This window comes from Bradyrhizobium tropiciagri (genome assembly GCF_018130505.1).
GTDB lineage: Bacteria > Pseudomonadota > Alphaproteobacteria > Rhizobiales > Xanthobacteraceae > Bradyrhizobium > Bradyrhizobium tropiciagri_B.
Genome location: NZ_JAFCKH010000021.1, coordinates 1 through 14,405 on the forward strand (window position 1 = coordinate 1; position 14,405 = coordinate 14,405).

The following is a 14,405-nucleotide window of genomic DNA, read 5'->3' on the forward strand; positions in this document are numbered from 1 at the left end:
AGCGGAACAAGTGTCGGCTATGTCCCCGAACACCCGTCGGTCATGTCCCCGGGCTGAACATCAAGCCGGGCGATGACGGCGGTGGGTGGGGACGCTCTGCGAGCCGTGCCGGAAGGCTGCGCCAGCGGCCTCAGCTTCCCAGCGCCGCGATCATCCGCTTCGCGTGCTCGGCGAGCACGTCCATGTCCTGCTTGTGGGTCTGCGCCGGCAGCAGCGCGACGCCGGCCTTGACCGGCATCACATGCATATGGAGGTGAAACACCACCTGCCCGCTGGCGGGTTCGCTGAATTGCTGGATGATGATGCCGTCGGCGCTGAACGCCTTCATCGCGGCGATGGCGATGCGCTTGGCCGACCGCGCGACTTCCGCCAGATCGTCCTCGGCGATATCGAGGATGCCGCGCGCGGGCGCTTTGGGAATCACCAGCGTGTGCCCCGGCGAGCGCGGCATGATGTCGAGGAAAGCGAAGGTCCGCTCGGTCTCATAGACCTTGAAGCTCGGGATCTCGCCGCGGAGGATCTTTGCAAAGATGTTCTGGTCGTCATAGGCGGTCATGGTCGCTCGCGTCCGGATCCGGATTGAGGACGCGACCGTGCGCGCGCCCTGCGCGCGGCGCAAGCCATATCGACGCCGCATCGACCATCGGCTAACAACGCGCGATGAGCCGACCTGCTGAGCATGGCAACCAGACTGTCGAGACCGCGAGGCGCGCGCTCGCCGCGCGCCTGAAGACGGCCGGCAACGATTCCGCAGAGCTCGATGCGCGGCTATTGGTCGGCGCAGCGCTCGGTCTCAATTTGACTGGTTTGGTCACGGCTGCGACCCGCGCGCTGACGCCGGACGAAGCTAAACGCCTCGAAGCGCTCGCGCAGCGCCGCCTCGCGGGCGAGCCGGTCGCGCGCATTTTCGGCGTGAAGGAGTTTTGGGGGCTGCCGCTGCAGCTTTCCGCAGCGACATTGGTGCCGCGGCCCGACACCGAGACGGTGGTCGAGCGCGCACTGGAACTGGTACGCGCCGATGGCGCGGCCGATCGTGGCTTACGGATCGCCGATCTCGGCACCGGCACCGGCGCGATCCTGCTTGCGCTGCTCTCGGAACTGCCCGGCGCGCATGGCTTCGGCACCGACATTTCGGTGCAGGCCCTGCAGACCGCAACCGAGAACGCAAGGCAGCTCGGATTGGCGGATCGCGCGACATTCACCATCGCGAACTACGCCAGCGGGCTGACCGGACCATTCGACCTCATCGTATCGAACCCGCCCTACATCCGCTCGGCCGACATTGCCGGCCTCGCCGTTGAGGTGCGCGACCACGACCCCCGCGCCGCGCTGGACGGCGGCAGCGACGGCCTTGACGCCTACCGCGCGCTGATCTCGCAATCTGCGTGTCTTTTGGCCCCGGGTGGAGCACTGGTTGTCGAAATCGGGCAGGGCCAGGAGGGCGACGTTGAAGCGCTGATGACGGCTGCGGGGTTATCCCCAGCGGGCCCGTCCAGGGCCGATCTGGGGGGTATCCCGAGGGCGGTTTCCGGCCGCCGGCTGCCCCGATAAAGTCCTATTGGAACGCAAAAAAACCTCTTGGAATATCCCCCCGGAACGACTACGTTCCGGGCACAACATCGGTGCTGGCCCCGTAGCCTACGGGTGATGACCAGGGTTCTCGAAGAGAGCCCGCCGATCGAAAGGTTCCACGAACGCAGGTCCATTTGAGCGCAATAGCCGGAGCTGTGCTGCTCTCGACCGCCAAGCGAACGAAAGCCTGTTATTGCGCTTGAAGACTTACGTGAGAGAACTGAGCCTGTCTCGACGGGCGGAATGATTTGGTCGCTGGCGGAGTCCGTCGGCGGTTGGGGAACGCGTCTTTGCTGAACGCGACGGTCTGCGACATCGAACCAATTCGAACGGTAGTGCGATTCCGTGCGCCTTAGCGCGCGCTCGAATCGAACCAGGCGATGGACTGCAATAACTTCAGGGCTGGAATAAAAGGCGACATATGAGAAACGGTCAAAACAACAAGCGGATGCGTAACCGGAACAATAATAACAACAACAATAACAACAATAACCGGCGCGGCCAAAATCCTCTGACGCGGGTGTACGAATCCAACGGACCCGACATCAAGATCCGCGGCACGGCCTCCCACGTTGCCGAGAAATACGTTCAGCTCGCGCGCGATGCGCGCTCCTCCGGCGACCCGGTTGCGGCCGAGAACTACTACCAGCACGCCGAGCACTATTACCGGATCATCGCAGCCGCGCAGGAGCAGTTCCGGCAGAACCAGCAGCAGCCGCGCCCCGACGCAGAGATCACGACGTCCGAAGACGCCGACGACGACAGCGACGGCTATTCGAGCTTCGGCCAGGAGCCGGGCTTCGTGCCGCAGCCCTACATGCGCGACAACAACCAGCAGCCCTATCAGCGCGACCAGCAGCAGCCCCGCGAACAGCAGCCGCGCGAGCAGCGTGAGCATCAGCCGCGCGAGCATCGCGAACGTGGCGAGCACCGCGAACGTGGTGAGCAGCGCGAACGTGGTGAACAGCGCGAGCGCGGTGACCGTCCGCAGCCGCAGTTTCAGCCGCCGCCGCAGAATCAGCCGCAGCCGGTGCTTGCCGATCCTGGCGGCGTCGACCGTCTGCCCTCCTTCATCACCGGCGGCGCGCCGCAGCCGCCGGTCAACGGCACCTATGAGGGCAATGGCGGCGGTGAACGCAGCGAGCGTGGCGAACGCTTCCCGCGCCGGCGCCGCCGTCCGCACAGTCCGCGTCCCGACATGTCCACGCAGCCCGCGCAGAGCGAGGACGCGACGTCCGGCAACGATTGAGCCGGCGAATGCTTTACAGGGTGGGTGACGGCGCAAGCGCCGCACCCACCCTTTTTTATGTCGCGAGATACGTAACTGCGTAGGGTGGGCAAAGCGCAGCGTGCCCACCTTCACGAGCACGCCGAGAATGGTGGGCACGTCGCTTGCGCTCCTTTGCCCACCTACGACGGCATCACCATTTCGGCTGCGCCGAACTGCGCGTCGCGGTCGACGACGGCACCAGCACCGGCTGCAGCGACGGGATCAGCCGCGCGCGTTCGCGGTTGGCGGGAATCGCGCGATAGACCTGCTTGCTGGCTTCGACGATATGCACGCCGGCGAACGGCATCGACAACGCCGCGCCGACCCGCTCCCACGCCATCGCCGAGCGTAGAAACCAGCTGCCCTGCACCGGCGGCATGAACAGCGCCTCGCCCCACGCGGTCGGCGTGAACCAGGTCTGCCGCAACAGCTGCGTGATCTGCGCACGCGAATAGGGCCGGCCGTGGCCGAACGGCGTGTTGTCGGTGCGCGTCCATACGCCGCGCCGGTTCGGGATGACGGCGATCAGCCGCCCCGACGGCGCCAGCACGCGCCAGACCTCGCGCAGCAGCCGCTCCGGATCGTCGGACATCTCGAGCGCATGCACCAGCAGCACGCGGTCGACCGCGGCATCCGGCAGCGGCATCGAAAATTCGTCGATCAGGGTCGCCAGTGCCGGCCGGCCGGTCGGCCATTTCAGCACGCCCTGGGCCGCCGGCATGAAGGCGATGCAGCGCTCGCAGGTCTCGCGGAACAGGCCGAGATAGGGCGTCGGATAGCCGAGGCCGAGCACGCGCTGGCCCTCGGCGTTGGGCCAGCGGTCGCGGATCCCGCGGTTGATCAGCTGCCGCGCCACGATGCCGAGGCGCTGGGAATAGAAATCCCGGAGGTCGATGACGTCCATGCCCTAACCTAACATGCCCCCTTGAGCCGCGCCGTGCCGAAAATTGCGTTGCCGCCGGAGCGTTAACGCCATATTTCACTCCTATATTTGGCTTCTTAGCGCTCTCGCCCAAGCCGCTTCCTGGCAAGCCTCTTCTTGGAAAGCCATTCGTGGAGATAACATGGCCGCCGAAATCCGCACCTTCACCTGCCTGACCGATAATTTCGGTTACCTGATCCACGATCCCGCGACCAAGGCGACCGCATCGATCGACGCACCGGAGGCCGCCCCGATCATCGCGGCGCTGGAGCGCGAGGGCTGGACGCTGACCGACATCCTGATCACCCATCACCATGGCGACCATGTCGGCGGCGTCGCCGAGCTGAAGCAGAAATACGGCTGCCGTGTCGTCGCCCCGCATGACAAATCTGCGAAGATCGCCAATGTCGATCTGCGCGCCGAAAATGCCGACGTCATCAAGGTCGGCAGCCTGCTCGCGCGCGTGGTGGAGACGCCCGGCCATACGCTCGACCATATCTCCTACGTGTTCGACGCCGAGAAGGCGGTGTTCGCCGCCGACACGCTGTTCTCGATCGGCTGCGGCCGGGTGTTCGAGGGCACCTATCCGATGATGTGGGATTCGCTTTTGAAGCTGCGCTCGCTGCCGGATGATTTCCGCCTGTATTGCGGCCATGAATACACCGCCTCCAACGTGAAGTTCGCCCTCACCGTCGAGCCCGACAACGCCGCCTTGCAGGCCCGCGCGGCGGAAGTGACGAAGCTGCGCGCGGAGAACAAGCCGACGATCCCGGTGCTGCTCGGCGACGAGAAGAAGGCCAACGTGTTCCTGCGTGCCGACGAGCCCGTGGTCGCGGCCAAGCTGCACATGAAGGGCGCCGATCCGGCGCAGGTGTTCGGCGAGCTGCGCGAGCGCAAGAACAAGTCGTGACGTCAAACCTCTCCGCCGCCGAGATCATCGCCCGGCTGGACCTCAAGCCGCATCCCGAAGGCGGGCATTTTCGCGAGACGTTTCGCGACGAGCGCCGTGACGCCAGTGGGCGCAGCTGTTCGACCGCGATCTACTTCCTGCTTGCACGCGGCGAGCGTTCGCACTGGCACCGTATCGACGCCGTCGAGACCTGGCACTATTACGCCGGCGCGCCGCTGCGCTTGCAGATCGCGGAGGATGGCGGAAGCCGGCACACGGTGACGCTCGGGCCGGATGTCGCAAGCGGTGAACTGCCGCAAGCGATTGTGCCTGCGCATGCCTGGCAGGCCGCGGAAAGCACCGGCGACTGGACCCTGGTCGGCTGCACCGTCGCCCCGGCATTCGAGTTCGCAAGCTTTGAGCTCGCGCCGAAGGGCTGGGAGCCTTCGTCGCCCGCTTCGTAGGATGGGTGGAGCGAAGCGATACCCATCAATTGCGTCCGCGCGGTGAGATGATGGGTTTCGCTTCGCTCTACCCATCCTACGTTCTTTTCCGCAGCACCATGTCTTTCGCCGCGATGAGCCCACCGCCCGCGATCAGGATCGCGGCGATCGCGATGTTCGCACTCGGCTTGGCAAATCCGGCCAGGATCAGGAACGCGGTCGAGAGCAGCGGCGTGGCGTAGGACGCAGCGCCGAGGACGCGGATGTCGCCGCGCTTCATGCCGATGTCCCATGCAAAGAACGCCGCGCCCACCGGGCCAATGCCGAGCGCGACCACGGCAAGCCATTGCAGCGGTGTCGCCGGCCACACCGTGGTCTCGACCATCATGTGCACCAGCGCGGCGAGTACCGCGGTGGCAAGGCAGAACCCGGCCACCGCATCCGTCGGCACCGCCTTGAGCCGGCGCGACATAACGGAATAGGACGCCCAGACGAAGGCAGCGACGAACGCCGCCGCGAAGCCCGGTATCTGTTCTCGCGTGAAGCTGCCGGTGTTGCCGGCGAACAGCAGCACGGTGCCGACAAGACCGAGCACCGCGCCGACGACATGATGGACCGCGAGCCGCTCACCCGGCAGCAGCGAGGAGAACAGCACGATCAACAGCGGCCAGAGATAATTCAGCAGGCCCGCTTCCGCCGGCGGCGCGAAGCGCAGCGCCAGGAAGTACAGCGCGTGATAGCCGAACAGCCCGCCGACGCCGACGACCCAGGCCACCGCCGGCTGCTTGAGTGCGGCGAAGGCGGCGGGGCGGAACAGGAAGCTCGCAAACGCCACCGCGGCGCCGATCCCAAATGTCATCGCCGCGAGCTGGAAGGCCGGGATCAGGCCGGTCGCAACCGTCATCACTGACAGCAGCGACCACATCAGGATGGCGGTCAGTCCAACGAGGGTGGCGGTGCGGGTCGTCATCGCGGACCCTTGTACAGACGTGAATGCCCGGCACAAGGCCGGGCATCACGACTTGATTGGTGGCGCCTGCGACGCGGCGACGCTTGTTGCGTCAGGCGTGATACTGGCCGCCGTTGATGGTCAGCGTCGAGCCGGTGATGAAGCCGGCCTCGTCGGCGGCGAGGAACACCACCGCGCGCGCGATCTCCTCGGGCTCGCCGAGACGATTGACCGGGATCTGCGGGATCACGTTCTTCTCCAGCACGTCCTTCGGCACCGCCTGCACCATCTCGGTGTTGATGTAGCCCGGCGCGATGACGTTGACGGTGATGCCGCCCTTGGCGTTCTCGATCGCGAGCGCCTTGGTGAAGCCGATATCGCCGGCCTTCGCCGCCGAGTAGTTGACCTGGCCGAACTGGCCCTTCTGGCCGTTGATCGAGGAGATCGAGATGATGCGGCCGAACTTGCGGGCGCGCATGCCCTCGATCACCTGGCGCGTCATGTTGAACAGCGAGCCGAGGTTGGTGTTGATCACATCGTTCCACTGCTGCAGCGTCATCTTGTGGAAGGCGGTGTCGCGGGTGATGCCTGCGTTGTTGACCAGAATGTCGACCGGGCCGAGCTCGGCCTCGACCTTCTTGACGCCCTCCGCGCAGGCGTCAAACGATGCGACATCCCATTTGTAAACAGGGATGCCGGTCTCGGCCTTGAACTTCTCCGCCGCCGCATCATTGCCGGCGTAGCTCGCCGCCACCTTGTATCCCGAAGCTTTCAGCGCCTTGCTGATCGCCGCGCCAATGCCCCGCGTTCCGCCCGTCACCAATGCAACACGTGCCATGTCCGTCTCCTCCTTGGCCGTCTTTTATAACCGGATCACTCCGGTCTTCGCACTCACAACACCTCGAAACAAAAGTGCCATTGAAACAAAAATGCCCGGCGCGAGGCCGGGCATCATGTTTATCAGCTCGCGCCGCGGTTGACAGATGATCTTTTCATCACCTAACCCGCCTCGCTGCCTTTTGTTCAGTCGCGTGCAACGCACATCGCGATGCCCATGCCGCCGCCGATGCACAGCGTCGCGAGGCCCTTCTTGGCATCGCGCTTCTGCATCTCGTGCAGCAGCGTCACCAGCACGCGCGCGCCCGACGCACCGACCGGATGCCCGATCGCGATCGCGCCGCCGTTGACGTTGACCTTGGCCGGATCCCAGCCGAGGTCCTTGTTGACCGCGCAGGCCTGCGCCGCGAACGCCTCGTTGGCCTCGATGAGGTCGAGGTCGGCGATATTCCAGCCGGCCTTCTTCAGCGCGGCGCGCGAAGCGGGGATCGGACCGGTGCCCATGATCTTGGGATCGACGCCGGCCTGGCCCCACGAGACGATGCGGGCGAGCACCTTCTTGCCCTGCTTGGCGGCTTCCTTGGCGGTCATCAGCACCACGGCGGCAGCGCCGTCATTGATGCCCGAGGCGTTGCCGGCGGTCACCGTGCCCTCCTTCTCGAAGGCGGCGCGGAGCTTGGCCATCGCATCGAGGGTGGCGCCGTGGCGCGGATATTCGTCGGTGTCGACGACGATGTCGCCCTTGCGCGACTTGATGGTGACCGGGACGATCTCGTCCTTGAACTTGCCGGCCTTCTGCGCCGCCTCGGCCTTGTTCTGCGAGGAGACCGCGAACTCGTCCTGCTGCGAGCGCGTGATCTGGTACTGCTTGGCGACGTTCTCGGCGGTGTTGCCCATGTGGTAGCCGTTGAAGGCATCCCACAGGCCGTCCTTGATCATGGTGTCGATCAGTTCGAGGCCGCCCATCTTGACGCCGCCGCGCAGGTACTGCGCATGCGGGGCCATGCTCATCGATTCCTGGCCGCCGGCAACCACGATCGAGGAATCGCCGTTGAGCAGCGCCTGGTAGCCCAGCGCCACCGTGCGCAGGCCCGAGCCGCAGAGCTGGTTGACGCCCCAAGCCGGGCTTTCCACCGGAATGCCGGCCGCGATCGAGGCCTGGCGGGCCGGGTTCTGGCCCTGGGCGGCGGTGAGGATCTGGCCCATGATGACTTCGGAAACCTGGCCGCCCTCGACACCGGCACGCTCAAGCGCCGCCTTGATGGCGATCGCGCCGAGGTCGTGCGCCGGCGTGGTGGCGAATGCTCCGTTGAAGCTGCCGACCGGGGTGCGGGCGGCGCTGACGATGACGACATCGTCTGACATGGACATCTCCTGTTGGTTGTAGCTGGGTTTCTCGACGGCGGGCGGCCGGTTTGGCGGGCCTGTCTCTTGATTCCATCCTGTTAACCTAGGGAGCGCGTGTCAATTGGCCAGTGGCGGATTTCGCGCCGCGCCGCACTCAAAATGACGCCCTTGGCACTTTCCTGAGCAATCCCGATGCTTTGGGATTAACCGTGCCGCACAAAACGGTAGCCGAACCGCTTTGAAAATGCTTACCTTTGCTGCGATGCGTTGCATTTAGCCCTGCGGCGATGCTGCCGGGTTCCAGGTTCTTCGGTGCTGAAGTGAGAGCCCATGGCAAAATCTGAACAACCGACCACGATCAAGAAATACGCGAACCGGCGGCTCTATAATACCGGTACGAGCACCTATGTGACGCTCGAGGATCTCGCGGCGATGGTGAAGGAAGGCGAGGATTTCCTCGTCTATGACGCCAAGACCGGCGACGACATCACCCGCTCCGTGCTCGCGCAGATCATCTTCGAACAGGAGAACAAGGCCGGGCAGAACCTGCTGCCGACCACGTTCCTGCGCCAGTTGATCCGCTTCTACGGCGACAGCATGCAGATGGTGGTGCCGAAATATCTCGAACAGTCGCTCGAGACGCTGACCAGGGAACAGGAAAAGTTCCGCAAGCAGATCGCCGGCGCGCTGAGCGGGACGCCGTTTGCTCCGCTGGAGGAGCAGGTCCGTCGCAACATGGAGCTGTTCCAGCAGACCTTCTCGATGTTCAAGCCGTTCGTACCGCAGCAGCGAACGAACGCCGAGGCGGAGAAGGCGTCGGAGCCCACGCAAGGCGATGACAACATCGACGACCTCCGCCGCCAGATGAAGGACATGCAGGACCGCCTCGAGCGCATGTCGCAGCCGGCGAAGAAGGACGAGTAGGCGTTTCTCGAAACGCTTTCCGCTCAAGATTCCGTCACCCTGAGGAGCGCGCAGCGCGTCTCGAAGGGTCGACGGCCACCAGCCGGGCCGATTCATCCTTCGAGACGGCCGCGTTGCGGCCTCCTCAGGATGACGGGTCTTGCTTGATTGCGCGGCAAACTAGCCCGCCGCCGGCACGGCCTTTTCCGCTGCCGCGTTCCACGGGCGGTCCGGCGAGGCGAGGCCGATCAGACGGCCCTGGATGAAATCGCAGCCCCACTCGCGCAGCATCATGGCGGCTTCTTCGTCCTGCACCCATTCGGCGACCGTCTTGATCTCCAGGCGCCGCGCGAGATCGATCAGCGTCTGCACGAAGGCGCGGTCGTCGGACGAGCGCACGATATTCTGCACGAAGGCGCCGTCGATCTTGACGATGTCGACGCCGAGCTTGCGCAGGTTGCGGAACGAGGTGTAGCCGGCGCCGAAATCGTCGATCGCGATCCGGCTGCCGAAATTCTTCAGCCGCGTCACGAAGCCGCGGACGTCGTCGATGTCCTGGATCGCGACCGTCTCGGTGATCTCGACGATAAGCCGCTCGCCGACGCCAGGATGCGCGCGCATCAAGGATTCGATCGTGGTCCACCAGTCCGGATCCATCGTGGTATCCGGCGAGATGTTGAGGCTGAGCTGCACGCCGGGCGCGGCCGCGAGCTCGGCGACGGCAAGCTCCAGCACGCGGTGATCGACCAGCCGGATCAGGCCGAGCCGCTCGGCGACCGGTACGATGTCGGGCGCGAGCAGCGCGCGGCCGTCGTCCTGCTCCATGCGCACCAGGCACTCGTAGAATGCCGGCTGCCGCGCGCGCGCATCGACCACCGGCTCGAAGCCGATCACGATCCGCCGCTCGTTCAGCGCGGTGACGATCTCGTCGGTGACGCGGATGTTGACGCGGCGCTGCGCGTCGCGCTCGACATTCGGCTTCCACAGCGCGAACGATCCGGCACGGCGGCTCTTGGCCGCCTCCAGCGTCTCCTGGGCGCGGTTGACCGCCTCTTCCGCCGTCCGCGCGTGACGCGGGATGGTGACGGCGCCGATCGAGGCCGTCACCGACACCGGGCCGGATTTGGTCGGCACGACATCGTCGCGCACCGCCGCGAGGAAGCGCTCGGCCGCGACATTGGTGTCGTCGACGGTGCAGTTGCGCAGGATCAGGCCGAACTTGTTGCCGGAAAAACGCCCGAGCATGTCGCCGCTGCGCAGCCGGGCGCGGATTCGCCTCGCGATCTCCGCGATCACGGCATCGGCAACATCGAAGCCGAAGGCATCGTTGACCCGCGCCAGATGATCGATACCGATCAGCATGAAGGCGCAGGTGCTGCGGAAGCGCGCGCATTCCTCGATCGTCTCGGCGAGCGAGGCGATCAGATGGGTACGGTTCAACTCGTTGGTCAGCGGATCGTGCCGCGACAGTTTCAGCAGCTGCTCGTCGTGGGCGTGGCGCTCGTTGTTGACGCGGATGATGCCTTCCGCGCGCGCCGGCCGGCCGTCGGGGCCGGCGAACCAGCAGCCGGTCTCCTCGATCCAGATCACGGGCGCTGAAGTGACGGCGCGCACGCCGTATTCGATCCGGTAAGGGACAGCTTCGCCGCCACGCGTCGGTCCACCCTGGCCGAGCGCGTCTGACCGGACCGAGCGCTGCGGCTCGATCAGCGTCGCCAGCGCCGCACCGGTCGCGAATGCCTGCTCGGGGATGTCAGGGAATACCGCCGCGACGTTATCGCTCCAGGCGATCGCATCGGTCACCAGATCCCAGGCGAAGGTCGCCTGACCGAGCGCGGCGAGGATGCTGGCAGCTGGCGGGACAGTGGGCATCAAGCTTGCCTCGATTCGGGACATCAGGCGGTGATTCTGTATGTCCTCAAGATAGTAGTTCCGGCGAATCCGACGCTAGGAGAAGTTGATAAATAATCTGGAAACCACATTTGGCGGTCGCCGGGAACGGAACGGACGCCGCAGGCATGACCCTTGCCACTAGGAGGTTGCGAAGGACGCAACGTCCCAAAACATAACAGTCCAGACAGGGTCTTGTTCGCGATGTTCGATGCCGATGATGAGTGGGAAGTTCTGGACGACGAGACGACCCGCGATTCCGGCAACGCTCTGGTCCCGCTGGCCGCAACGACCCATTGGGCGCCCAAGATCGCGCTGCCGCACGCAGATCCGTCATTCCTGGCCCAGTTGATCGCGACCGCCGCGCGCGAGCCGCAGACGCGGGGCCTGCGACGCGGATCCCCCGCCGACGCGCAGACCGCATACGGCCCGCATGTCTACGAACGGCGCAGCGTCGCGCGGCGCACCCGGCAGATCATCTAGACAGAAATAACGGAGACAGCAGTCAGCGCTGCGGCGTGTCCGGCGGCGATTGGTTGCCCGGCTGCAGGTCGGGCGACGCGACCGTCGGCTGCGCCGGCTTTGGCTGGTCATGCGGCTCGGCATCGAACGCTGACGGGGCTGGTGCGGCCGGCGGAACGGGTGCCGGCGACGGCGGCGCGATCGGCGCCGGAGCAACGGCGGGTGCCGGCGGCGGCGCATCCGCGGGCACGGGCTCGAACTGGCCATGGCCGCCGGTCACTGCCGCGCGGCGGCGGCGCGTGCGCAGCGCAATTCCGGAGATGAAATCGACCAGCGCAAGCAGCGTGAGCAGGCAATAGGTCGAGTTGCCGAACTTCGGCCACAGCACGAATTCAGCCGCGGCCGCGCCGAACACGATCAGCGACAGCAGATGATCGGTGAGATATTTTGCGCCGGGACGCGCGCCCTTGATCACTTCGAGCAGGAGCAGCAGCACGCCGGCGGCGAGCAGCATGTCGCTCAGCGTGATCTGCCACACCTCGCCCGACATCAGCGTCAGCCTGAGCAGCGGATCCGTGAAGGACACGCCGGGCATCAGGAAGACGATGATGTTGTAGACCGCGAGCGGGATCAGCAGCAGCGGAAAACCGACCATCGGGCTTGCGCCTTAAACAGGAGACCAAGCAGTACGGCGAGGCACTGGCCTCGCCGCTGAACGCCCGTCTTGAACGCATTCGTTGGCCGAAATCAGGCGCCGCAGATTGCGGCGCGACGGCCCGAATGCCCGATCAGGACTCTTTCTTCTTCAGGACCTGGCGGCCCTTGTACATGCCGGTCTTCAGGTCGAGATGGTGCGGACGGCGCAGCTCGCCGGAGTCCTTGTCCTCGACATAGGTCGGGGTCTTGAGCGCATCGGCCGAACGGCGCATGCCACGGCGCGACGGCGAGGTTTTTCTTCTGGGAACGGCCATAACGGTGTCCTCTAGGGGTGTTGCGGAGGCATCGTCCGAAATACGGACGCGGCTCAGCGCGTACGGAGCGCAAGCTGCAATGCCGGTAAGGCCGCGCTTATAGAGGAAGGGATCGCGTAATGCTAGGCCCGAGGCCTGCAAAAAGCGCCCGGAATTGGCCTAATCGCCGCGATTTTCGCGCCAGCAGCGCTCCACCGCGTTGGCCCGGGCCATATAGGTTCCGGACAGCCGGCGCACCCCGGGGCCGGGCTTGCGGGCGCTTCGCTTGACCGGATTGGGCAGGATCGCCGCCAGCAGCGCCGCCTCGCGCGGCGACAGGTCCGCGGCGGAGCGGCCAAAGGCATATTGGGCGCCCGCCTCGGCGCCGAACTGCCCGGACGGGCCCATTTCGGCGATGTTCAGGTAGATTTCCAGCACCCGCTGCTTCGGCAGCACGAGATCGATCCAGAGCGCCAGCGGCAGTTCCAGACCCTTGCGGATCACGCTGCGGCCATTCCACAGGAACAGGTTCTTGGCGACCTGCTGGGTGATGGTCGAGCCGCCCCGCGCGACCTCGCCATCCTCGGCGTCGTCGAGCACCTCGCGCAGCGCGCCCCAGTCGACGCCCTTGTGCTTGCAGAAATGGGCATCCTCGGAACCGACCACCGAGCGCGGCAGATAGGGCGACATGTCGCGAAAATCGATCCAGTGCCGGGTCATCGGCGCGCCGGTCAGGGTCCGCCACGCCATCAGGGCCGAAACCGGGTGCCCGGTCCGGTAGAACGGCGTCACCAGATACGGCAGCAACAGCAGGGCCAGCAAAATCAGCAATAAAATTCGGATGATGCGCAAAACGACGGTTTCCGGCTGGGATGCGGCCCCGCGCGCCGGCGATAACACCGGCACTACCTGACGTCTGTGTGATAATTCACGGTTTTTCCAGCACTTTTAAGGCGCAATCCGTCGCAGGCTGGAATTGACGAAGCCGGTGTCATCAACGATTGTCCGGCCGAAATCGATCTGGAGCAATTCTTAATGACGACCGGTACTGCAGACTTTGCCAAGCGGCTGGACCAGACCGCGGAGGATACCGAAGCCCTGCTCGCCAGACTGCTGTCTGATACGACCGAAACCGACGAGATCGTCCGCCCGAAGCGGCTGATCGAGGCGATGCGGTATTCCAGCCTCGGCGGCGGCAAGCGCCTGCGGCCGTTCCTGGTGGTCGAGAGCGCCGCAGTGTTCGGCGTGCCGCGCGAGGCCGCCCTGCTGGCCGGCGCCGCGCTCGAATGCATCCATTGCTATTCGCTGATCCACGACGATCTGCCGGCGATGGACAATTCCGACCTGCGCCGCGGCCGTCCGACTTTGCACAAGGCCTATGACGACGCCACTGCGATTCTCGCCGGCGACGCGCTCCTGACCATCGCCTTCGACATCATCACCCGCGATGCGATCCACAAGGACGCCAATGTCCGCCTGCTGCTGACCCGTGCGCTAGCGCGCGCCTCCGGCATCGGCGGCATGGCCGGCGGCCAGATCCTCGACCTCGCCGGCGAAGGCCGCTTCGGCGATCGCGAGCCGGTCGACGTCGCCCGCCTGCAGCAGATGAAGACCGGCGCGCTGCTGCGCTTCGGCTGCATCGCCGGCGCGATCCTCGGCCAGTCCTCGCCGCAAGAGTACCAGGCGCTTGACGATTACGGCAAAGCGCTCGGCGAAGCCTTCCAGATCGCCGACGACCTGCTCGACGTCGAGGGCGATGCAGCCGCGCTCGGCAAGCCGGCCGGCGCCGACGCCGCGCTCGGTAAGACCACCTTCGTCACCCAGCTCGGCATCGAGGGCGCCAAGCAGCGCGTGCGTGACCTGCTGGCGCGCGCCGACGCCGCGCTGTCGGTGTTCGGCGGACGGGGCGATGTGCTGCGCGCCGCCGCCCGCTTCGTGGCGGAGCGGAAGAGCTAGCGAAAGCGACGCGGA

The 14,405-nt window shown here is 65.7% G+C and carries 16 protein-coding genes; 7 read left to right on the forward strand and 9 right to left on the reverse strand.

The window, feature by feature from the left end:
- Positions 1 to 130: 130 nt before the first annotated feature.
- Positions 131 to 556: an HIT family protein gene (locus JQ633_RS34385; RefSeq protein WP_211990269.1), complete on the reverse strand. Its 426-nt coding sequence runs from the start codon at positions 554 to 556 to the stop codon at positions 131 to 133.
- Positions 557 to 660: 104 nt separating this feature from the next.
- Here JQ633_RS34385 and prmC point away from each other — a divergent pair, with 104 nt between their 5' ends.
- A complete protein-coding gene (gene prmC / locus JQ633_RS34390; RefSeq protein WP_211990270.1) occupies positions 661 to 1,551 on the forward strand; it encodes a peptide chain release factor N(5)-glutamine methyltransferase in 891 nt (296 codons plus the stop codon).
- A 442-nt stretch (positions 1,552 to 1,993) separates the two neighbouring features.
- Positions 1,994 to 2,821: a DUF4167 domain-containing protein gene (locus JQ633_RS34395; protein WP_211990271.1), complete on the forward strand. Its 828-nt coding sequence runs from the start codon at positions 1,994 to 1,996 to the stop codon at positions 2,819 to 2,821.
- 172 nt (positions 2,822 to 2,993) lie between these two features.
- Here the strand turns inward: JQ633_RS34395 and JQ633_RS34400 are convergent, their stop codons facing one another.
- Positions 2,994 to 3,746: a class I SAM-dependent methyltransferase gene (locus tag JQ633_RS34400; RefSeq protein WP_211990272.1), complete on the reverse strand. Its 753-nt coding sequence runs from the start codon at positions 3,744 to 3,746 to the stop codon at positions 2,994 to 2,996.
- A 160-nt stretch (positions 3,747 to 3,906) separates the two neighbouring features.
- On the opposite strand from JQ633_RS34400, the gene gloB reads away from it, so the two are divergent.
- The gene (gloB, locus tag JQ633_RS34405) at positions 3,907 to 4,674 is read left to right on the forward strand and encodes a hydroxyacylglutathione hydrolase (protein ID WP_211990273.1); all 768 of its coding nucleotides are present in this window, start codon (positions 3,907 to 3,909) and stop codon (positions 4,672 to 4,674) included.
- Positions 4,671 to 5,117, forward strand: coding sequence for a cupin domain-containing protein (locus tag JQ633_RS34410; protein WP_211990274.1), 447 nt, complete (start codon positions 4,671 to 4,673; stop codon positions 5,115 to 5,117). The genes gloB and JQ633_RS34410 overlap by 4 nt, the downstream gene beginning before the upstream one ends.
- Before the next feature lie 76 nt (positions 5,118 to 5,193).
- Here JQ633_RS34410 and yddG read toward each other — a convergent pair whose 3' ends face one another.
- The 3 genes from yddG to JQ633_RS34425 all read right to left on the reverse strand — a co-directional run bounded on the left by yddG (position 5,194) and on the right by JQ633_RS34425 (position 8,247).
- The gene (yddG, locus tag JQ633_RS34415) at positions 5,194 to 6,066 is read right to left on the reverse strand and encodes an aromatic amino acid exporter YddG (protein ID WP_211990275.1); all 873 of its coding nucleotides are present in this window, start codon (positions 6,064 to 6,066) and stop codon (positions 5,194 to 5,196) included.
- A 91-nt stretch (positions 6,067 to 6,157) separates the two neighbouring features.
- On the reverse strand, positions 6,158 to 6,883 hold the full coding sequence (phbB, locus tag JQ633_RS34420; RefSeq protein ID WP_211990276.1) for an acetoacetyl-CoA reductase: 726 nt from the start codon (positions 6,881 to 6,883) through the stop codon (positions 6,158 to 6,160).
- A gap of 185 nt (positions 6,884 to 7,068) precedes the next feature.
- Positions 7,069 to 8,247: an acetyl-CoA C-acetyltransferase gene (locus JQ633_RS34425; protein WP_050387764.1), complete on the reverse strand. Its 1,179-nt coding sequence runs from the start codon at positions 8,245 to 8,247 to the stop codon at positions 7,069 to 7,071.
- A 312-nt stretch (positions 8,248 to 8,559) separates the two neighbouring features.
- On the opposite strand from JQ633_RS34425, the gene phaR reads away from it, so the two are divergent.
- Positions 8,560 to 9,153, forward strand: coding sequence for a polyhydroxyalkanoate synthesis repressor PhaR (gene phaR, locus JQ633_RS34430; RefSeq protein ID WP_211990277.1), 594 nt, complete (start codon positions 8,560 to 8,562; stop codon positions 9,151 to 9,153).
- A 159-nt stretch (positions 9,154 to 9,312) separates the two neighbouring features.
- Here the strand turns inward: phaR and JQ633_RS34435 are convergent, their stop codons facing one another.
- Entirely contained in the window at positions 9,313 to 11,004 is a 1,692-nt protein-coding gene (locus JQ633_RS34435; protein ID WP_211990278.1) for a bifunctional diguanylate cyclase/phosphodiesterase, read from the reverse strand.
- Between the two features lie 222 nt (positions 11,005 to 11,226).
- Between JQ633_RS34435 and JQ633_RS34440 the strand changes: the two genes are divergently transcribed.
- On the forward strand, positions 11,227 to 11,505 hold the full coding sequence (locus tag JQ633_RS34440) for a hypothetical protein (RefSeq protein ID WP_211990302.1): 279 nt from the start codon (positions 11,227 to 11,229) through the stop codon (positions 11,503 to 11,505).
- Between the two features lie 22 nt (positions 11,506 to 11,527).
- Here JQ633_RS34440 and JQ633_RS34445 read toward each other — a convergent pair whose 3' ends face one another.
- From JQ633_RS34445 to mtgA, 3 genes are all read right to left on the reverse strand, one after another.
- Positions 11,528 to 12,139, reverse strand: coding sequence for a hypothetical protein (locus JQ633_RS34445; protein ID WP_211990279.1), 612 nt, complete (start codon positions 12,137 to 12,139; stop codon positions 11,528 to 11,530).
- A 133-nt stretch (positions 12,140 to 12,272) separates the two neighbouring features.
- Positions 12,273 to 12,455 carry a 50S ribosomal protein L32 gene (gene rpmF / locus JQ633_RS34450; protein ID WP_211990280.1) on the reverse strand — a complete coding sequence of 61 codons (183 nt, stop codon included), beginning with the start codon at positions 12,453 to 12,455 and terminating at the stop codon, positions 12,273 to 12,275.
- A 159-nt stretch (positions 12,456 to 12,614) separates the two neighbouring features.
- A complete protein-coding gene (gene mtgA / locus JQ633_RS34455) occupies positions 12,615 to 13,286 on the reverse strand; it encodes a monofunctional biosynthetic peptidoglycan transglycosylase (protein WP_211990303.1) in 672 nt (223 codons plus the stop codon).
- Positions 13,287 to 13,469: 183 nt separating this feature from the next.
- Here mtgA and JQ633_RS34460 point away from each other — a divergent pair, with 183 nt between their 5' ends.
- Positions 13,470 to 14,390 carry a polyprenyl synthetase family protein gene (locus JQ633_RS34460; RefSeq protein ID WP_211990281.1) on the forward strand — a complete coding sequence of 307 codons (921 nt, stop codon included), beginning with the start codon at positions 13,470 to 13,472 and terminating at the stop codon, positions 14,388 to 14,390.
- Positions 14,391 to 14,405: the final 15 nt, after the last annotated feature.

Bases quoted from the DNA above. Each gene is read 5' to 3' on its own strand.
- prmC (WP_211990270.1), top strand. From the start codon at position 661: ATGAGCCGACCTGCTGAGCATGGCAACCAGACTGTCGAGACCGCGAGG.
- gloB (WP_211990273.1), top strand. From the start codon at position 3,907: ATGGCCGCCGAAATCCGCACCTTCACCTGCCTGACCGATAATTTCGGT.
- rpmF (WP_211990280.1), bottom strand. From the start codon at position 12,455: ATGGCCGTTCCCAGAAGAAAAACCTCGCCGTCGCGCCGTGGCATGCGC.
- JQ633_RS34460 (WP_211990281.1), top strand. From the start codon at position 13,470: ATGACGACCGGTACTGCAGACTTTGCCAAGCGGCTGGACCAGACCGCG.
- JQ633_RS34395 (WP_211990271.1), top strand. From the start codon at position 1,994: ATGAGAAACGGTCAAAACAACAAGCGGATGCGTAACCGGAACAATAAT.
- phaR (WP_211990277.1), top strand. From the start codon at position 8,560: ATGGCAAAATCTGAACAACCGACCACGATCAAGAAATACGCGAACCGG.
- JQ633_RS34435 (WP_211990278.1), bottom strand. From the start codon at position 11,004: ATGCCCACTGTCCCGCCAGCTGCCAGCATCCTCGCCGCGCTCGGTCAG.
- JQ633_RS34425 (WP_050387764.1), bottom strand. From the start codon at position 8,247: ATGTCAGACGATGTCGTCATCGTCAGCGCCGCCCGCACCCCGGTCGGC.
- phbB (WP_211990276.1), bottom strand. From the start codon at position 6,883: ATGGCACGTGTTGCATTGGTGACGGGCGGAACGCGGGGCATTGGCGCG.
- yddG (WP_211990275.1), bottom strand. From the start codon at position 6,066: ATGACGACCCGCACCGCCACCCTCGTTGGACTGACCGCCATCCTGATG.
- JQ633_RS34385 (WP_211990269.1), bottom strand. From the start codon at position 556: ATGACCGCCTATGACGACCAGAACATCTTTGCAAAGATCCTCCGCGGC.
- JQ633_RS34440 (WP_211990302.1), top strand. From the start codon at position 11,227: ATGTTCGATGCCGATGATGAGTGGGAAGTTCTGGACGACGAGACGACC.
- JQ633_RS34445 (WP_211990279.1), bottom strand. From the start codon at position 12,139: ATGGTCGGTTTTCCGCTGCTGCTGATCCCGCTCGCGGTCTACAACATC.
- JQ633_RS34400 (WP_211990272.1), bottom strand. From the start codon at position 3,746: ATGGACGTCATCGACCTCCGGGATTTCTATTCCCAGCGCCTCGGCATC.